This window comes from Maribacter sp. 6B07 (genome assembly GCF_002700155.1).
GTDB classification, from domain to species: Bacteria; Bacteroidota; Bacteroidia; order Flavobacteriales; family Flavobacteriaceae; genus Maribacter; species Maribacter dokdonensis.
In genome coordinates this window covers 146120-164139 of sequence record NZ_PDUT01000003.1, presented here as the reverse complement: position 1 = coordinate 164139, position 18020 = coordinate 146120, and the positions used below count along the sequence as shown (strand labels likewise).

Genomic DNA, 18020 nt, shown 5'->3' with positions numbered 1-18020 from the left:
TTTACGTAATGATGTATAAAAAGAAAATACTAGAAGAAACGAGGAGATTTTAAATTGTTCTTGGTAGTTATGAAATCATATCTGAAAATAACTTCAAAGGATCCATCGTTAAAAGCTGTATTACCAAGTTCTGTTGTTTCTTTATCGTATGCTATACCAATTAAAAATTTGTTTGATACATTAAACCCAGCCATACCACTAAAGGCGGCATCCCATCTATAGGCCGCTCCTAAAATAAACTTATCGTTCAACATGAAGTTCGCCGATAAATCTACTTGTAAAGGTGCTCCTCTTACCACTTTGGTAAGTAGTGCTGGCTTAAATTTTAAAAATTCGTTTAAATCCCAAACATATCCGGTAATCAAATAAAGGTTCATTTGTTCTTTTGCCGTAGATAAATTTGATCCTTGAAAGTGTGTGGTCTCTAGAAATCTGGGTACGGACAAACCCGCATAGAATTTATTCGTATGGTAGTATACTCCCGCTCCAATATTTGGCGAAAGCCTATTATCTATATCTTGCTGTAAAGTAGGATCTGTAGTATATTGATTTAATTCTGAAAACCTAATATCCAACAAGTTAGCACTTGCTTTTAAACCAAAACTTAATCTACCCTCGGTAGAAGTCCATACGGTGTATGAAAAATCGATATCAAAATTAGTTTCTGACGTAGGTCCTATTTCATCATTAACAATAGATAGTCCTAAGCCTACACCTCTATATCCAATTGGGGAATGTGCATTAAAAGTCTGTGTAGTTGGTGCACCATCTAAGCCCACCCATTGAGATCTATGTAAAGCACCTATACTTATATGCCCTCTAGAGCCGGCGTATGCAGGATTCACACTAATGGTATTATACATATACTGTGTGTACTGCGCGTCTTGCTGGCCGTAACAAAATACCCCAAGACCAAGCATCACTATGGTGAAAACCCGTTTTAGTAGTTGTACTTTATTATTGTATATAAAATCTTTAAGCATTATTCTTATCTATTTATATATATGTAACCAGACAATGTTTCGGTTTCTCCATTAGGCAGTTCATAATCCAGTATATAGAAATATGTACCTACCGGTAATTTACGATCAACATCTACTGTTACCCTTCCTTCAGAAGTACCATCAAAGACATTACCTTCTGTATTATATGCCTTGGTCATATAAACCGATACTCCCCATCTGTTATAGATTTTCAAGGTGTTATTAGGATAATTTTCCAATCCGTTTATTCTTAAAACATCATGAATACCATCACCGTTAGGTGTAATAACGTTGAAAACTTCAATTTCTTCTTCTAATTGACCTAAATCTGAATCCAAGTAATTTGGTATACCATCACCGTCCGTATCATCATCTGCATAATCCCCGTTTAGATTTAAATCTTCATCACGAGTCTCAATACCATCATCGTCATCATCCGTATCCCTATAATCTGATTCTTCATCACTATCGGTATTAGGAAGTTGTGCATACGGGTCATCAATTTCATCGTTGACATCTGTATCTACAGAAATTGCTCCTTCATAACCATCATCTAAACCGTCATTATCCTTATCAGAACCAATTGCTACAACATCTGGAATACCGTCATGGTCATAGTCATGACCTTCTATAGCATCCGGCACATTATCATTGTCACTATCCTCATCTAAATAATCCGGCAGATTATCTCCATCAGTATCTACTGGGAATATTCCAGTTAAACCATTAGCTTCATAGGCATCATCTAAACCATTGGTATTCGCATCGATCCCTGATGGCGGAATGTATTCAGCAGTTGCCTGAGCTTCAACATTATCGGGTATACCATCGCCATCTGCATCGATATCCAAATAATCTGGGAATCCGTCTCCGTCCGTATCAGTCGGGTTGGTAGATGGATCGTTATCACCATCTAAATTTAAATCTTCAAAGCTATCAACAATACCATCATCATCACTATCCATATCTACACCTAATGGATTTATCATAATTGTAATGGTTGATGTACTACAGTTACCAACAGTATCACAAACCGTATAGTCAAAAGCATCTGTACCTAAGTAATTATTGTTAGGAAAATACGTAGGAATATCATCTGATGGGTCATTTGGCGTACCATTATCATCAACGGTAACAGAACCATTGGTTGGTTGTGTAACACTGAACGAACCATCTGTTGGCAAATCATTATCGTTCAATTGCCATGTATCTATGGCAGTAATTGCATTTATATCAATTGCAATGGAATCATCGTTGGTATCTAAAACCGGTAAAACTTCAATGGTTACTGTAGCTGTGCTACAATCTCCATAAGCATTACAAATGGTATAGTCAAAACTATCGGTACCATTAAAATCTGTATCTGGAGTGTAGGTTACAATATCATCTAAAGGATCATTGGGTGTACCACCATCATCAATGGTTACCGAACCATTAGAAGGATCGGTCGCTGTTAAAGCACCAACATCGGGTAAATCGGCATCATTACCATAAATATCTATAACTACAGGTACTTCTTCATCAGTGGTTACAAAATCGTCTTCTAAGTCTGCTGCTTGTGGTAAACAAACCACAGTAAAATTAGGGAGGTTGAACGTATTGCCCGCCTTGGTTACCATCGCCGTATATTTTACAACAGCATCGGTTGCAATTACCATTGGCCTTAATTGGTCTCCCGTAATAGCCGGACTCCAATTTACCGTAGCTCCGGTAGATACATTGTTGGTAATATCCATGGTTACTTCATTCTCAGGATTATTACAATCCGTTACAATAAAATATCCCGTTGCATTAGAACCACATAAAGTACCATCGTATGTTGCAAAGTAAATACCAGGTTGGGTTACTTCGTAAAAAGAATCTGTACCCAAAACTGTTGCAGTATCCGAGGCTTCGTACCAACGAAAGTTATTTTGATCACTATCTGTTGGAGCCTGCAATAAAAACTGCGCGTTTGAGACAAAAATCCCCAGCATTGTAAAAACAATGCTTAGGATTATAGTTCTATATGTATAATTTTTTTTCAAATCGATTTGGGATCTTTGTTTCAATTAGCTAATTATTGAGCTACAAAAACTACATTGATCAGTGTATTATAATCTGTTGGAGCCGCTATAACATCGTAAGTCATTATACCCGTAGCGTTCACACTAACATTTGCAAATACGGTTGTATCATAATATGTTACATAATAATACAATTCATTATTCGCATAAGTTGGTATTGCTGTTGGGGCACCTGCGCTAACCACTGCCGGTGTACCGTACTGAGCTAAATACTCCGCATGTAAATCAATTGTTCTACCTGTACCTGTTGTTGCCACATCTACCTCAATAGAAGGTGGATAGAAAATATCCGGCCTTGTATTGGCAATTAAATATGGATCAGCCGACGTACCAGTTCCAGTAACACTGATATCTGTATCCGGTGCCGCTTCCACTATGGTTTCTGCTCCGTTTGCCGTTGGCACGGATAGGTTATAATTGATTCCATTTGGAGTAACCGTTACCGAACCATCAGTAGACGTAATAGTTTGAATTTCGTTTGATGCATTTGAATCAGCATCATTTACATTCAAGGTAATAGCGTTACCACCAGAAATTGATATTTGACCAGCCGCACCTGTTGTTGCCAATGTTTGGTCATCAGTTGCAGGATCACCTGCTGGACCTTGGGGACCTGTTGCGCCATCTTGACCATCTTGACCATCCTGACCTGCTGGACCCTGAGGACCTGCCGGACCTTGGGGACCTGTTGCACCATCCTGACCGTCTTGTCCTGCCGGACCTTGTGGTCCTGTTGCGCCATCCTGACCATCCTGACCTGCTGGACCTTGTGGTCCCGTTGCACCATCCTGACCATCCTGACCTGCTGGACCCTGGGGACCTGCCGGACCTTGTGGCCCAGTCGCACCGGTTGCACCGTCATTTCCGTCTGCTCCCGCTGGACCTGCCGGTCCTTGTGGACCAACTTCTCCTTGAGGACCTTGAGCACCTGTCGCTCCTGTTGCTCCATCGTTTCCATCGGCTCCAGCTGGACCTGCCGGTCCTTGTGGACCAACTTCTCCTTGTGGACCTTGGGGACCTGTCGCTCCCGTTGCACCATCATTTCCGTCTGCTCCCGCTGGACCTGCCGGTCCCTGTGGACCAACTTCTCCTTGTGGACCTTGGGGACCTGTCGCTCCCGTTGCACCATCATTTCCGTCTGCTCCCGCTGGACCTGCTGGTCCTTGTGGACCAACTTCTCCTTGAGGACCTTGAGGACCTGTCGCTCCCGTTGCACCGTCGTTTCCGTCTGCTCCCGCTGGACCTGCCGGTCCTTGTGGACCAACTTCTCCTTGAGGACCTTGCGGACCTGTCGCTCCCGTTGCACCATCATTTCCATCTGCTCCTGCTGGACCTGCCGGTCCTTGCGGACCAACTTCTCCTTGAGGACCTTGAGGACCTGTCGCTCCCGTTGCACCGTCGTTTCCGTCTGCTCCTGCTGGTCCTTGTGGACCAACTTCCCCTTGAGGACCTTGGGGACCTGTCGCTCCCGTTGCTCCATCGTTTCCGTCTGCTCCCGCTGGACCTGCCGGTCCCTGTGGACCAACTTCCCCTTGAGGACCCTGAGGACCTGTCGCTCCCGTTGCACCCGTGGCACCATCATTTCCGTCTGCTCCCGCTGGACCTGCCGGTCCTTGTGGACCAACTTCTCCTTGAGGACCTTGCGGACCTGTCGCTCCCGTGGCACCGTCGTTTCCATCTGCTCCAGCTGGACCTGCCGGTCCCTGTGGACCTGTCGCTCCCGTTGCTCCATCGTTTCCTGCTGGACCTGCTGGTCCTTGTGGACCAACTTCTCCTTGAGGACCTTGCGGACCTGTCGCTCCCGTGGCACCGTCGTTTCCATCTGCTCCTGCTGGACCTGCCGGTCCCTGTGGACCTGTCGCTCCCGTTGCTCCATCGTTTCCATCGGCTCCTGCTGGACCTGCTGGTCCTTGTGGACCAACTTCTCCTTGAGGACCTTGAGGACCTGTCGCTCCCGTTGCTCCATCGTTTCCATCTGCTCCTGCTGGACCTGCCGGTCCCTGTGGACCAACTTCTCCTTGTGGACCCTGCGGACCTGTCGCTCCTGTTGCACCCGTTGCACCATCATTTCCGTCTGCTCCCGCCGGACCTGCCGGTCCCTGTGGACCAACTTCCCCTTGAGGACCTTGTGNNGAGGACCTTGAGGACCTGTCGCTCCCGTTGCTCCATCGTTTCCATCTGCTCCTGCTGGACCTGCCGGTCCCTGTGGACCAACTTCTCCTTGTGGACCCTGCGGACCTGTCGCTCCTGTTGCACCCGTTGCACCATCATTTCCGTCTGCTCCCGCCGGACCTGCCGGTCCCTGTGGACCAACTTCCCCTTGAGGACCTTGTGGACCTGTTGCTCCCGTTGCTCCATCGTTTCCGTCTGCTCCCGCTGGACCTGCCGGTCCCTGTGGACCAACTTCTCCTTGAGGACCTTGCGGACCTGTCGCTCCCGTGGCACCATCGTTTCCGTCAGCGCCATCGGCACCTCTTAAGTCTCCTGTTGTAAATCCTAAGCCGTCATCCGAAGTGAACGTAACCACTCCTGTACTTGCATTATAGTTTCCTCCGGTAAAGCCGTCTCCATCAGCACCATCTGTTCCGTCAGCTCCATCAGTACCATCAGCACCGGCTGGACCTACTGGACCTACTGGACCCGCAGGACCTGTTGCCCCGTCCGCTCCGTCGGCTCCGTCAGCGCCATCGGCACCTCTTAAATCTCCTGTTGTAAATCCTAATCCGTCATCAGAAGTGAACGTAACCACTCCTGTACCTGCATTATAGTTTCCTCCGGTAAAGCCGTCTCCATCAGCACCATCTGTTCCGTCAGCACCTGTTGGACCTGTTGCCCCGTCCGCTCCGTCGGCTCCGTCAGCGCCATCGGTACCTCTTAAATCTCCTGTTGTAAATCCTAATCCGTCATCGGATGTGAACGTAACCACTCCTGTACTTGCATTATAGTTTCCTCCGGTAAATCCGTCTCCGTCTGCTCCATCTGTTCCGTCAGCTCCATCATTTCCAGGAGTTCCTTGAGGACCTGTTAAATCCGACGTGGTGAAAGTTGTTCCATCATCGTAAGTCAGTGTAAAGGTTCCATCTCCATTATCGGTCGTTGATGCTATTCCGTTGCCGTCCGCTCCATCAGCACCTGCAGGACCTGAATCTGGATCTACCCAAGAATATGTTCCTGAACCATCAGTAGAAAGTACTTGACCATTATTTCCTCCTTCTGGTAATTCTATTTCGTTTTCATCGTCGTTATCACCATCTACATAGTCGACAGTAAAATTACCATTTCCGTCATCGGTAACAGTTATGTCATTTGCTCCTATTACAGTTTCTCTATAATCTGATAAATCTATAGCCGTTGCAGTTGGGTCGTTGGTCAATGTTAGATTATCTCCTGTTAAAGAAAGATCTTGACTGTCCGTTCCTAAATCACTCAAAGGAACATCAAAATCAGTACCTGCTTCGGTAATACGAAGATTAGTACCCACAACTCCAAAAGAAGTTATTAGCTCGTTAGTATCACTAGCATCTCCTGGTGTAGCACTACCACCTACCGGTTGCCATGCGCCAGAATCGTATACATAAAGTTGACCACTAGCAGTGTCTACATAAGTGGTACCTTCCGCAGGTGAACCTGTTGGACCTCCTGTACCTCTTTGCGTTAATTCGTTTGTGGAGTCGTTATCACCATCTACATAATCAACAGTATAGTTTCCGTTACCATCATCGGTTACCGTTATATCATTTGTTCCCGTTACAGTTTCATTTAAAGATGATAAATCTACTGTTTCGCTCGATCCATCCTCAATACCTATAGTCAAGGTATTTCCAGATAAAATTGAACCACTAATGCTTTGATTATCCGCTAGAGGAGATAAATCGACGGTCTCACTCGATCCATCCTCTATTCCAATTGTCAAAGTATTCCCCGATAAGCCTGAACCAGTAATGCTTTGATTATCCGCTAATTCAGCAAGACTAACTGTTTGAGAAGTTCCATCCTCAATTCCTACGGTTAACGTTGTACCAGAAAATGCTAAATTTTCAATATTCTGATTATCCGAACTTACTAACGCGGATAAATCAATATCCGTAGCTGATGGATTGTTCGTTATATTTAAAGTTTGACTTGAAGGGTCATAGGTTAAATCCTGAATCTCATTGGTATCGCTCTTATCTCCATCTACATAATCGACAGTAAAATTACCATTTCCGTCATCGGTTACCGTTATATCATTTGCCCCTATTATAGTTTCTCTATAATCTGATAAATCTATTGCAGTTGCAGTTGGGTCATTTGTCAATGTTAGATTATCTCCCGTTAATTGTAAATCTTGAATTTCATTGGTATCATTATTTACGAACGGAGTCAAATCTATAACGTTTGAAGCTTCACCATTCACTGTACTAACCAGTTCATTACTTCCATTTAAACTAAGTGAATTACTATTAACTATTGGAACCCCTGCTCCGGTAACACCATTAACCGTAGTTGACAAAGTGTTGCCAGTACTTGTGTTGGATACCGTAGTTGCCGGAATCAAGGTACTTGGGTCTATATATTCCCAATCCGTACCATTCCATTGAATCATTTCTCCGGCATTGTTTCCATCGGCAAGATCAGCCGTTCCTACCGAACCATCGGTAATGTTTTCAGTGTTTATGGCATTATCAGCTATTTCGGCATTGGTAATACCGTCTGCGGCTACATCCAAGGTAAAAGGACTTACCGTAGTACCAGCTCCTGAACGTACCAAAGTACCATCTGTACCATTCACAACTTCATTTCCTATAACTCCGTCATTTTCGGTTACCGTTACCGAACCTAGGTCTACCAATGTCCAATCGGTACCATTCCATTGCATTACTTGGCCGTTGGCAGTACCGTTCGCCAATTTTTCCAAGGCTACGGCATCATCCGAAATATCGGATGTCTCCACTGCACCTGCGGCTATTTTATCCGTGGTGATGGCATCGTCCGCAACATCCAAGGTCACGTCCTTGAACACAGAATCGTCACCGCCCGTAATATCTATGGTACTGTTCGTTGACGAGATCGTTCCGTCGGCTATTGCCGCTTCGTCGACTTCCAAAGCGCCTGTCGTTGCATTCTGCGCAAGACCTGCTCCCGCTACATCTGCGTTAATGGTCGCCGCGTTCACCGCATCCGCCGCGATATCCGTAGATTCCACTGCGCCCGCAGCTATTTTATCCGTGGTGATGGCATCGTCCGCAACATCCAAGGTCACGTCCTTGAATACTGAATCGTCACCTCCCGTAATATCTATGGTACTGTTCGTTGACGAGATCGTTCCGTCGGCGATTGCCGCTTCGTCCACTTCCAATGCGCCTGTCGTTGCATTCTGTGCAAGACCTGCTCCCGCTACATCTGCGTTAATGGTTGCCGCGTTTACCGCATCCGCCGCGATATCAGAAGATTCCACTGCGCCCGCAGCTATTTTTTCCGTGGTGATGGCATCGTCCGCAACATCCAAGGTCACGTCCTTGAATACTGAATCGTCACCTCCCGTAATATCTATGGTACTGTTCGTTGACGAGATCGTTCCGTCGGCGATTGCCGCTTCGTCCACTTCCAATGCGCCTGTCGTTGCATTCTGTGCAAGACCTGCTCCCGCTACATCTGCGTTAATGGTTGCTGCATCGACAGCATCATCGGCAATTGTTAGACTAACATCGTTCAAAGTTGCGTTCGCACCACCTACAACATCAAGATCACTTGATGTAATACTACCGTCACCAATGATACCCGTAGGATCTACCGTAACCGTATATTCCGTATTGTTTCCGGTAACCGATGATGTTATATCTATTCCCGTTCCTTCTACAACTGTAGTCGTGGTTTGATTTGCTTGTATTGCCGGAGTTAAATCCAACGCTGAAGAGGCTTCTCCGTTTACCGTACTTATCAAATCATTATTAGTATCTAAACCTAGTACGTTACTATTAACTATTGGAACCCCTGCTCCGGTAACACCATTAACCGTAGTCGATAAAGTGTTGCCAGTACTTGTGTTAGATACCGTAGTTGCAGGAATCAAGGTACTTGGGTCTATATATTCCCAATCCGTACCGTTCCATTGAATCATTTCTCCGGTATTGTTACCATCTGCCAATTTCCCCAAAGTTACAGCCTCGTCAGCTAAATCTGCTGTCTCTACTGCTCCTGGAGCTATTTCATTGGTTGTTATTCCGTCCGTAGAAACCGCTAATCTTAATGGGTCTACCGTAGAGCCTGCTCCAGATAAAGTTAATGTTCCATTTGATGGACCAACCACCTCATTTCCTATTACACCATCATTTTCCGTTACCGTTACCGAACCTAAATCGATTAAAATCCAATCGGTACCGTTCCATTGCATTACTTGACCGTTGGCAGTACCGTTCGCCAATTTTTCCAAGGCTACGGCATCATCCGAAATATCGGATGTCTCCACTGCACCTGCAGCTATTTTATCCGTGGTGATGGCATCGTCCGCTACATCCAAGGTCACGTCCTTGAACACAGAATCGTCACCTCCCGTAATATCTATGGTACTGTTCGTTGACGAGATCGTTCCGTCGGCTATTGCCGCTTCGTCCACTTCCAAAGCGCCTGTCGTTGCATTCTGCGCAAGACCTGCTCCCGCTACATCTGCGTTAATGGTCCCCGCGTTTACCGCATCCGCCGCGATATCCGAAGATTCCACTGCGCCCGCAGCTATTTTATCCGTGGTGATGGCATCGTCCGCTACATCCAAGGTCACGTCCTTGAACACAGAATCGTCACCTCCCGTAATATCTATGGTACTGTTCGTTGACGAGATCGTTCCGTCGGCTATTGCCGCTTCGTCCACTTCCAATGCGCCTGTCGTTGCATTCTGCGCAAGTCCTGCTCCCGCTACATCTGCGTTAATGGTCGTTGCGTTCACCGCATCCGCCGCGATATCTTCACTTGCAATGGTACCATCCAAAATTTCAGTGGTAGTTATGGCATCATCTGCCATCTTTGCATTTGTAATTGCGTTATCTGCGATTGTTAATGTAACATCGTTCAAAGTTGAATTAGCTCCACCGGTAACATCAATATCACTTGATGTAATACTACCATCACCAACGATATCCGTAGGATCTACCGTAACCGTATATTCCGTATTGTTTCCGGTAACCGATGATGTTACATCTATTCCCGTTCCTTCTACAACCGTGGTCGTAAGCTCGCTTGATGTGATAATGCCATCCAACTCTTCTAAAGCGGATTGTACATTGGTTGTAGTAATGTTTCCTGCCGGGGTTACCTCAACCTCACCTGCATTCTGATCGTCAGCTGCAAAAAGTCCGTCAGTTTCTACGCTAAGATTGTTTCCTGCTGCAGCACTGATCTCAGACGCTACAGTATATTCCGTATTGTTCCCGACTACCGTTGATGTTACATCTACACCATCTCCCTCAACAACCGTGGTCGTAAGCTCGCTTGATGTGATAATGCCATCCAACTCTTCTAAAGCGGATTGTACATTGGTTGTAGTAATGTTTCCTGCCGGGGTTACCTCAACCTCACCTGCATTCTGATCGTCAGCTGCAAAAAGTCCGTCAGTTTCTACACTAAGATTGTTTCCTGCTGCAGCACTGATCTCAGACGCTACAGTATATTCCGTATTGTTCCCGACTACCGTTGATGTCACATCTACACCATCTCCCTCAACAACCGTGGACGTAAGCTCGCTTGATGTGATAATGCCATCCAACTCTTCTAAAGCGGATTGTACATTGGTTGTAGTAATGTTTCCTGCCGGGCTTACCTCAACCTCACCTGCATTTTGATCGTCAGCTGCAAAAAGTCCGTCAGTTTCTACGCTAAGATTGTTTCCTGCTGCAGCACTGATCTCAGACGCTACAGTATATTCCGTATTGTTCCCGACTACCGTTGATGTTACATCTACACCATCTCCCTCAACAACCGTGGTCGTAAGCTCGCTTGATGTGATAATGCCATCCAACTCTTCTAAAGCGGATTGTACATTGGTTGTAGTAATGTTTCCTGCTGGGGTTACCTCAACCTCACCTGCATTTTGATTATCGGTGACCATTGTCCAGTTTGTACCATCGTAAACATATAGTTCATTTGTATCCGTATCCAAATACGTTACACCAGGATTATTATTTGCCGGAGTTCCTGTTGGTGCACCTGCACCACTTGTTGTAAGTTCGTTCGTTGGGTCAATATCCAGATCTAATGCATTGGCTGCAGCTATATCCGCTATGGCCTCTTCCACTGTTGTCTCGTCTACACTATCGCCATCAACATCCAAAGGATTGGTCAACAAGACTTCCGTACCTTCTTGTTCGTCGGTATTAACAAGTGCTGCAATATCTGCTAAAGGAACAGCTACTACATTACTATTAGAATCAATGATATCCAAAGTCCCATTAGTACTATTTACTGTAAAAGTTACATTAGTAGTATTTGTATCTACAATTGCTGCTATGTCCGCTAAAGGTATTGAAACTGTATTTAAGTCACTATCGGTCAGAATCAAGTTTACCCCATCTTCGGTCAAGGAAGCATTGGTTGTATTTGCATCTGTAGATGTATATTCCCAAGAATCGCCATCCCAGAAATAAATTGTACCTGTATCCGTATTTACATACAAATCTCCTAAATCCGCTCCCGCAGGTGTTACACCACCTGGTGCAGTAACATCAGTTCCCTGAAGTACTTCACAATTACATTGATCCTCTAAGGTCACGGTCGTCTGTGCCATAGAAATGCCAGATAGCAGTAAAGCAAATAACACCATTGTAAATTTAATGGTATTACCCAAGGTTGTAGTAGTTCGACTTTTCATACTTTTAATATTCAATTCCACCTTCAAAAATTCTTTGATCATATAGGTCTTAAAAAAGGTAATTACCAAAAAACATCAATAATTGATTCATACAAGATGGATCTATGGTAATCACAATACACAAATATTCATTTTAAGTAGTGCTCACTAAAATAAATGTTGTGTAAGCCAATATTTATGACATATAGTCTTATATATATGAGGTATAGACATGTTAAAACTTTGTAAAATGTTATTGTCGTTCGTCGAGTATACACTGTTATTCGGGTAGTTTTTGGTTCTATAAAAAACCAAGGACTTTTTATTAACCACTAAAAAAAGTACTGTTTAACATTAATGCAAACGATAACCTAAACTTCTAAACAAACCTTCTTTAGCCTATAATTATATGCTTAAAAAAACATTGGTTTAGAGTTTCCACATTCAAGGAATTACAAAAGAAGGAACACTAAATTTTAATTAGGTTTTATACGGTATGTTATACGTTTATTTGTAATTACCGTTCTAACATTTACAAATAATAATGCTGCGTTAGATGGTGTTTCCGTACAAGATGTACCGGAATTTGAAGCGAGAAGTCTATAAGAATACCCTTCTTTTTCCTTTAGAACGTTCAACACATTTAAAGTTAACGTTTGAGTACTAGAATGCTCAGAATCATCCACTAAGTTTACATAGTTAACCCCATCGACACTTACTTGCCATTGATATGTATCCGCATTGGTTACATTAGCCGTAAATTGGGCATTTTCACCAGTTAATACAGTCCGATCCACTGGTTGTGTTACAACCATAACTTCCGGGGTTGTATTAATATCATAATCTCCCAAGCTTACCGGGCAAGCGTTATTACCCCAGCGTACCCATAGCGGGTATGTTCCTGCAGGAAGGTTTGAAAACGTATAACTGCCACTATTATCTGCCGCACTGGTATAATTTGCCCCATTATCGATACTAAACTTAATACCGGTTCTATTTGAGTGGTCTGGAAAATTAAAAGTAATTGCCCCATTATCTATTCCGCAAGAAGCATTATCAGTACTTATGGTTACGGTTGGATTAGAATAAACAGTAACGTTAACAGTATCGGTATCACTACATCCATTAGCATCTGTTACGGTTACCGTATACGTTGTTGTAGTATTTGAATTTGGATTGCCTGTCGGAGTTACAGTTATTGTAGGTGTTGTTTCCCCTGTGCTCCAAACATAAGAGTAGCCAGAACCACTACCACCAGTTGCCGTGGCTGATAATGTTGCGGACTCACCGTCACAAATGGTTTGATTTGAACCAGCATTAGCCAAAGGAGGTGCATTTTCGATAATTGTTACAGCTGTTCTAGTACCGCTAACACATCCTGTAGAAGTATTTCTTGCTTCGGCATAGTACGTTCCTGCCGAAGACGGCTGATATGTTAAACTATTATTTTGAAGTAAGTTACCTCCTGAAGAAGCATCATACCAGTCTATAGTTTCTGTACCTCCACTCGTACTTGCAGAAATTTCAGGTACTGTATCTCCTTGACAATATTCTTTATTACCGTCACTAGTAGGAGGATCTACCACCGGACAAACACAGTTTGGTGCCGTTACCGGTAAATCTCTGCTACAATTACCTTGTGTTGAAGTCACAACCACATCTGTACCATCGGGAATATCTGCTATTCTCCAAACATCACCCGAAACGTTGGTTACCGTACCATCTGTGGCAGTTACCGTACCACCGCTAACGGTAACTTCAAAAGAGTAGGTTGTTGGTTGAAACAATCTAAAATTACAACTTGGTGAGCTCGTAACCGTGATGGTAGGTGTAGGCTCAACAGTAACGGTGACCTCATCTGTATCTGTACATCCACTACTATCTGTAACGGTAACCGTATAATTGACCATTACATTTCCACTAGTATTTCCTGAAGGTGAAACGGTGATACTTGGAGTTGTTGCGCCTGTGCTCCACTCATATATATAACCACTACCACTTCCTCCAGTAGCCGAAGCTGTTAATGTTGCGGATTCGCCATCACATATGGTCTGATCTGAACCAGCATTTGCTATCGGCACTTGAACAATTAGTACCGCTTCTTCTGATGTAGTATTTGCACATACATAAGCCGGATTAGATATCACGACCCTATATCTATTATTATGATCTGATAGCGAAGTGTTTGTTATTGTTAAGGTATTTGTATCGGTACCGCTATATTTTCCTCCTTCAGAGATATTAGTCCAAGTACCGCTAATAATTTCTTGCCATAGATACATATCTCCTGCCGAACTGCTCACACTAAATGAAGCCGATCCACCTGGACAAGCGTTGGCATCTACTGGTTGATCCGTTATTACAGGTACTTGCCCAACCTGTAAAAAATCATAATTACCATTATTATCACCGTCAATAGGTTCACTATATGAAGCAGCCGTTACCAATCCACTTTCATTTACCGTGGGTATGCCAGAACCATACATACCATTGCCATCTACATCGGATGATGTATTTGCATAGGCTTCATCTGCGTCATTGCACCCATCGCCGTCACTGTCATCATCCAAATGATTTGGGTATGCATCGCCATCTAAATTACCAGACCTACATGCAATAAAATTAAAATGAATGTCGTCTATAATAGAGTAGTTTTCTGATGAATCATTAATTTGACCATAGACATAAAATCTAAAGGTATATTCTGTATTTGCCTCTAAATAGACAGACCCTATATCCAAATGTTGAAATGTGGCGTAATTACTACCATTATCCGTATGAAAAACATCTGTAGAAAGGGTAGTCCACGCGTTAGAACCTGTTCTTGTAAATACCGCTGATGAATAATAGGAATCTCCTCTGTAAGGTTGATACCAACCAGAAGTAATTCCGCTCAATTCAAACGAGGATACCTCAGAACCAGTTGTAAAAGAAACCTCTATATAATCTTCATTTATTATTGCCTCTTCTTTATCAACTGCCGTTATTGGCCGTATTTCTATATTACTTCCATTTACATTAAATATAGACGTATTCAATATCATGGCATCTGTATTCTCCAAAACCCAATCATTTGTTTCCGAAGCGTAGGTAGCATCCATATTCAAATTTCCGGAAGGTGAGTTTAATGTCCATGCAAACTGACTAGAAACACTTTCTAAAGACTCGTCACAATCGGATATGCCATCATTATCATCATCGTTATCACATCCGTCGGGAACGCCATCATTATCACTATCAATGGCATCATCAAAATAAGGACATTTATCATTTGCATTGTTCACACCATCACCATCATCATCACATTCATCTGCTGTTACCGTAAAATCATTACTACTACCTAAACCTTGCCCACCATTTGCCGTCAGAGGAACACCATTACTATCTACCCCTCCTGAAATACTTCCATCGCCATTTAAATCTGAAAAATTTAAACTCTCGCTACCTTCCAAAGCATCAAAACAACCATCTCCATCACTGTCCAAATCGTAAATATCCACAATACCATCACCATCGGTATCACCACAACCAGTTGAAAGAACTACATTATCCACATACATTCTATCATGATTTGTAGCAGATGAAATACCATTAAACCTTAGTTCTATACTATTAGAAGTTGGAATGAATGAAAATGTCCTTGTTGACATGTTCAAGGTTTCATTATTATTTTGCGCCCTCCCTCCGTTTGCTGAAACTATTTGATTGGAAGTTTCGGTAAATTCTACCTGCCCACCAATTAAGACATTCAAGATAACTTCGCGACCATAACTGTTGTCAGCTCCTAAGTCAAAGGTGATAGTATTCTCAACACCTGGCACTACATTTATAGTCTGATAAAAACTGGCAGTACCCGTACCGTTCCATTGAGGAAACCAAGCCCTATTGGTGTCCATATTCCATTGATTACCGCTTCCTGTCCATCCCGGAGCATTGAAAATCCAATATCCAAAATCGCCATTATCAACCAATGCGGCCGATATGTTACATTCATCGACATCTAAAATACCGTCGTTATCATTATCTAGATCACAAACATCATTAATACCGTCACCATCAGTATCTATACCCGTAGGGTCCGTACACGGCTCAAAGATCCGTACTGTTGCCGTATCACTTTTTCCTAATGAGGGACAAAGAGAATTGGTAGAGTCTGTTATGGTGTAGTCAAAAGTAGTTTCGCCGGGAAAAGGTGTTGCTTCATTATACGTAAATGTTACCAAGCCATTATCCGCATCATCTATAACCACAGAACCCACTGATGGTTGAGTAATACTTTCAACAGAAAAATCATCTCCGTCAGCATCAGAATCGTTTGCAAATAGGTCTATCTGAACCGATACATTATTTCCATATGATACTTGTTCTTGATCATTATTTGCCTCAGGGGCATTAGGATTTTCAATTAGTTCAGCATCTGTAGTGGTCAATGTATAGTGATTTGTTCCTGCGATAGTACTTGGCTGCGCAATAGCAGTAGCCACTAATCTGGAATAGCCACTAGGATCAGATGAATCATAAAAATTTGGATAATGAACTTCTATAATATAAGTTTCATTCTCACCTAAAGGCAAACCAAAATGTACTTCTTCCGGTTGCTGGGTACCATGACCATATACCCCATTTACTTGTCTTAATCCACTAATAATATTTCCCGAACAATCTCTGATCAACACATTTGTACCAATGGCTACCCTCCCTAAAAAACCGCCTGTATTACCATTAGCACCTCTATCTTCGGTAACATCTATCAATAGATGATTATTTCTATTGGCTGCCGGTAAATTATTAATATATAATTGGTTAGCACTATTGTTTATATTGATATAAATATCCAGATCACCGTCATCATCTACATCAACCATTGTAGTACCTTCACCGTCTCTACCTGAATTAAATTGTTCAGCATCTAGTGCAAAATTCATTGCCGCACCACTACCAATTACACCTGGAGCGGGAGTTGGACTATTCAATTGATTGATGTACAAATAACTTCTACTGTTACCTACTAAAATAATATCTATATCACCATCATTATCTATATCTCCACCTGACAAAGCATCTATACGAGCGCCTGAACTACCATTGTTTACATTACCCGGTTGTGGTAACCCTGGAAAAGAAGCTGCTCCTAAAGGAGTAAATATCCCTCCCCCATCATTTCTATGTATTTGCGTAAGGCCATTCTCTGTCCATACCGCATCTAGATCACCGTCGTTATCCAAATCCCATAATCCATTACCTCCTTTATTATTGTTGGCCGCCTGACCTAGATCTGCTCCATTTGAAAATGAGCCACCTTGATTTAAGAAAAAGTCATTTTCATCTCGTTTACGCATGAAAATATCAACCCAACCATCATCATTTACATCGGCTGCGGTACCATAATCCCCATCCGTGGCAAATTGGTTTAGACCAAATTCAGTTACGCCACTACCGTTACCGGTCGTAATATGAGTGAACAAGGCAGTTGGTGCCGGGTTTGCAACAGTATGATTTGTATGGTCAATAAAGTTATTTCGCAACAACTCAATACCCATATCATGATTATCAAAAAAAACGTCTAAATCACCATCACCTTCAAAATCAAAAAAACCAACGCCTTCTGAATTTACTGCAGGTACTACTATTGTTGAACCCGATCTTCCTATGGTTATTGGGTTGTACCCCCCAATACCGTCACCGAAAGTACCGTCTGTATTTTGAATAAAAATTTGAATAGCCTGTCTGGCATTACTATTACCAGATGAATTTATCATGAAATCTGGTCTGCCGTCATTATTAGCATCTCCCCAAACTGCTTGTCTTTCGGCATAATCCCCTAACATGCCGGGTGCCAAAATTGATTGCACATTGGAAAACGTATTGTTACCATTATTGCGCATTAAGAAACTTTTTACGTTGGCATTATTATTATTTTCGAGAACGAGTACATCTAAATCACCGTCGTTATCAAAATCTGACCAAGCGTGCCCACCGTCTTTTTTTTGTCCTAAATCTAGACCAAAAGCAGCCGCGCTTTCTGTAAAGCTCGTTTGTGCATTAAGTTTTATACCTGATAATGCAGCAATAATAAAACCACCAATAACCCCAAATTTTATCCTTTTGAGCAGATAAAACTCCATAAACATATATTTGATATGCTGTTAGAGG

At 43.0% G+C, this 18020-nt stretch carries 4 protein-coding genes; all 4 read right to left on the bottom strand.

Features of this window, described 5'->3' with window-relative positions; all coding sequences use genetic code 11:
* Positions 1 to 29: 29 nt before the first annotated feature.
* Complete coding sequence (locus tag CSC80_RS13270) at positions 30 to 983, bottom strand: type IX secretion system membrane protein PorP/SprF (protein WP_099192462.1); 954 nt, start codon at positions 981 to 983, stop codon at positions 30 to 32.
* A gap of 5 nt (positions 984 to 988) precedes the next feature.
* Positions 989 to 2959 (bottom strand): gliding motility-associated C-terminal domain-containing protein, encoded by a 1971-nt coding sequence (locus CSC80_RS13265; protein WP_099192461.1) that lies wholly within the window; start codon positions 2957 to 2959, stop codon positions 989 to 991.
* A gap of 83 nt (positions 2960 to 3042) precedes the next feature.
* Positions 3043 to 3618 (bottom strand): hypothetical protein, encoded by a 576-nt coding sequence (locus tag CSC80_RS19615; RefSeq protein ID WP_201796640.1) that lies wholly within the window; start codon positions 3616 to 3618, stop codon positions 3043 to 3045.
* A gap of 8725 nt (positions 3619 to 12343) precedes the next feature.
* Positions 12344 to 17992: an FG-GAP-like repeat-containing protein gene (locus tag CSC80_RS13255; protein ID WP_180268622.1), complete on the bottom strand. Its 5649-nt coding sequence runs from the start codon at positions 17990 to 17992 to the stop codon at positions 12344 to 12346.
* Between the last annotated feature and the right edge of the window lie 28 nt (positions 17993 to 18020).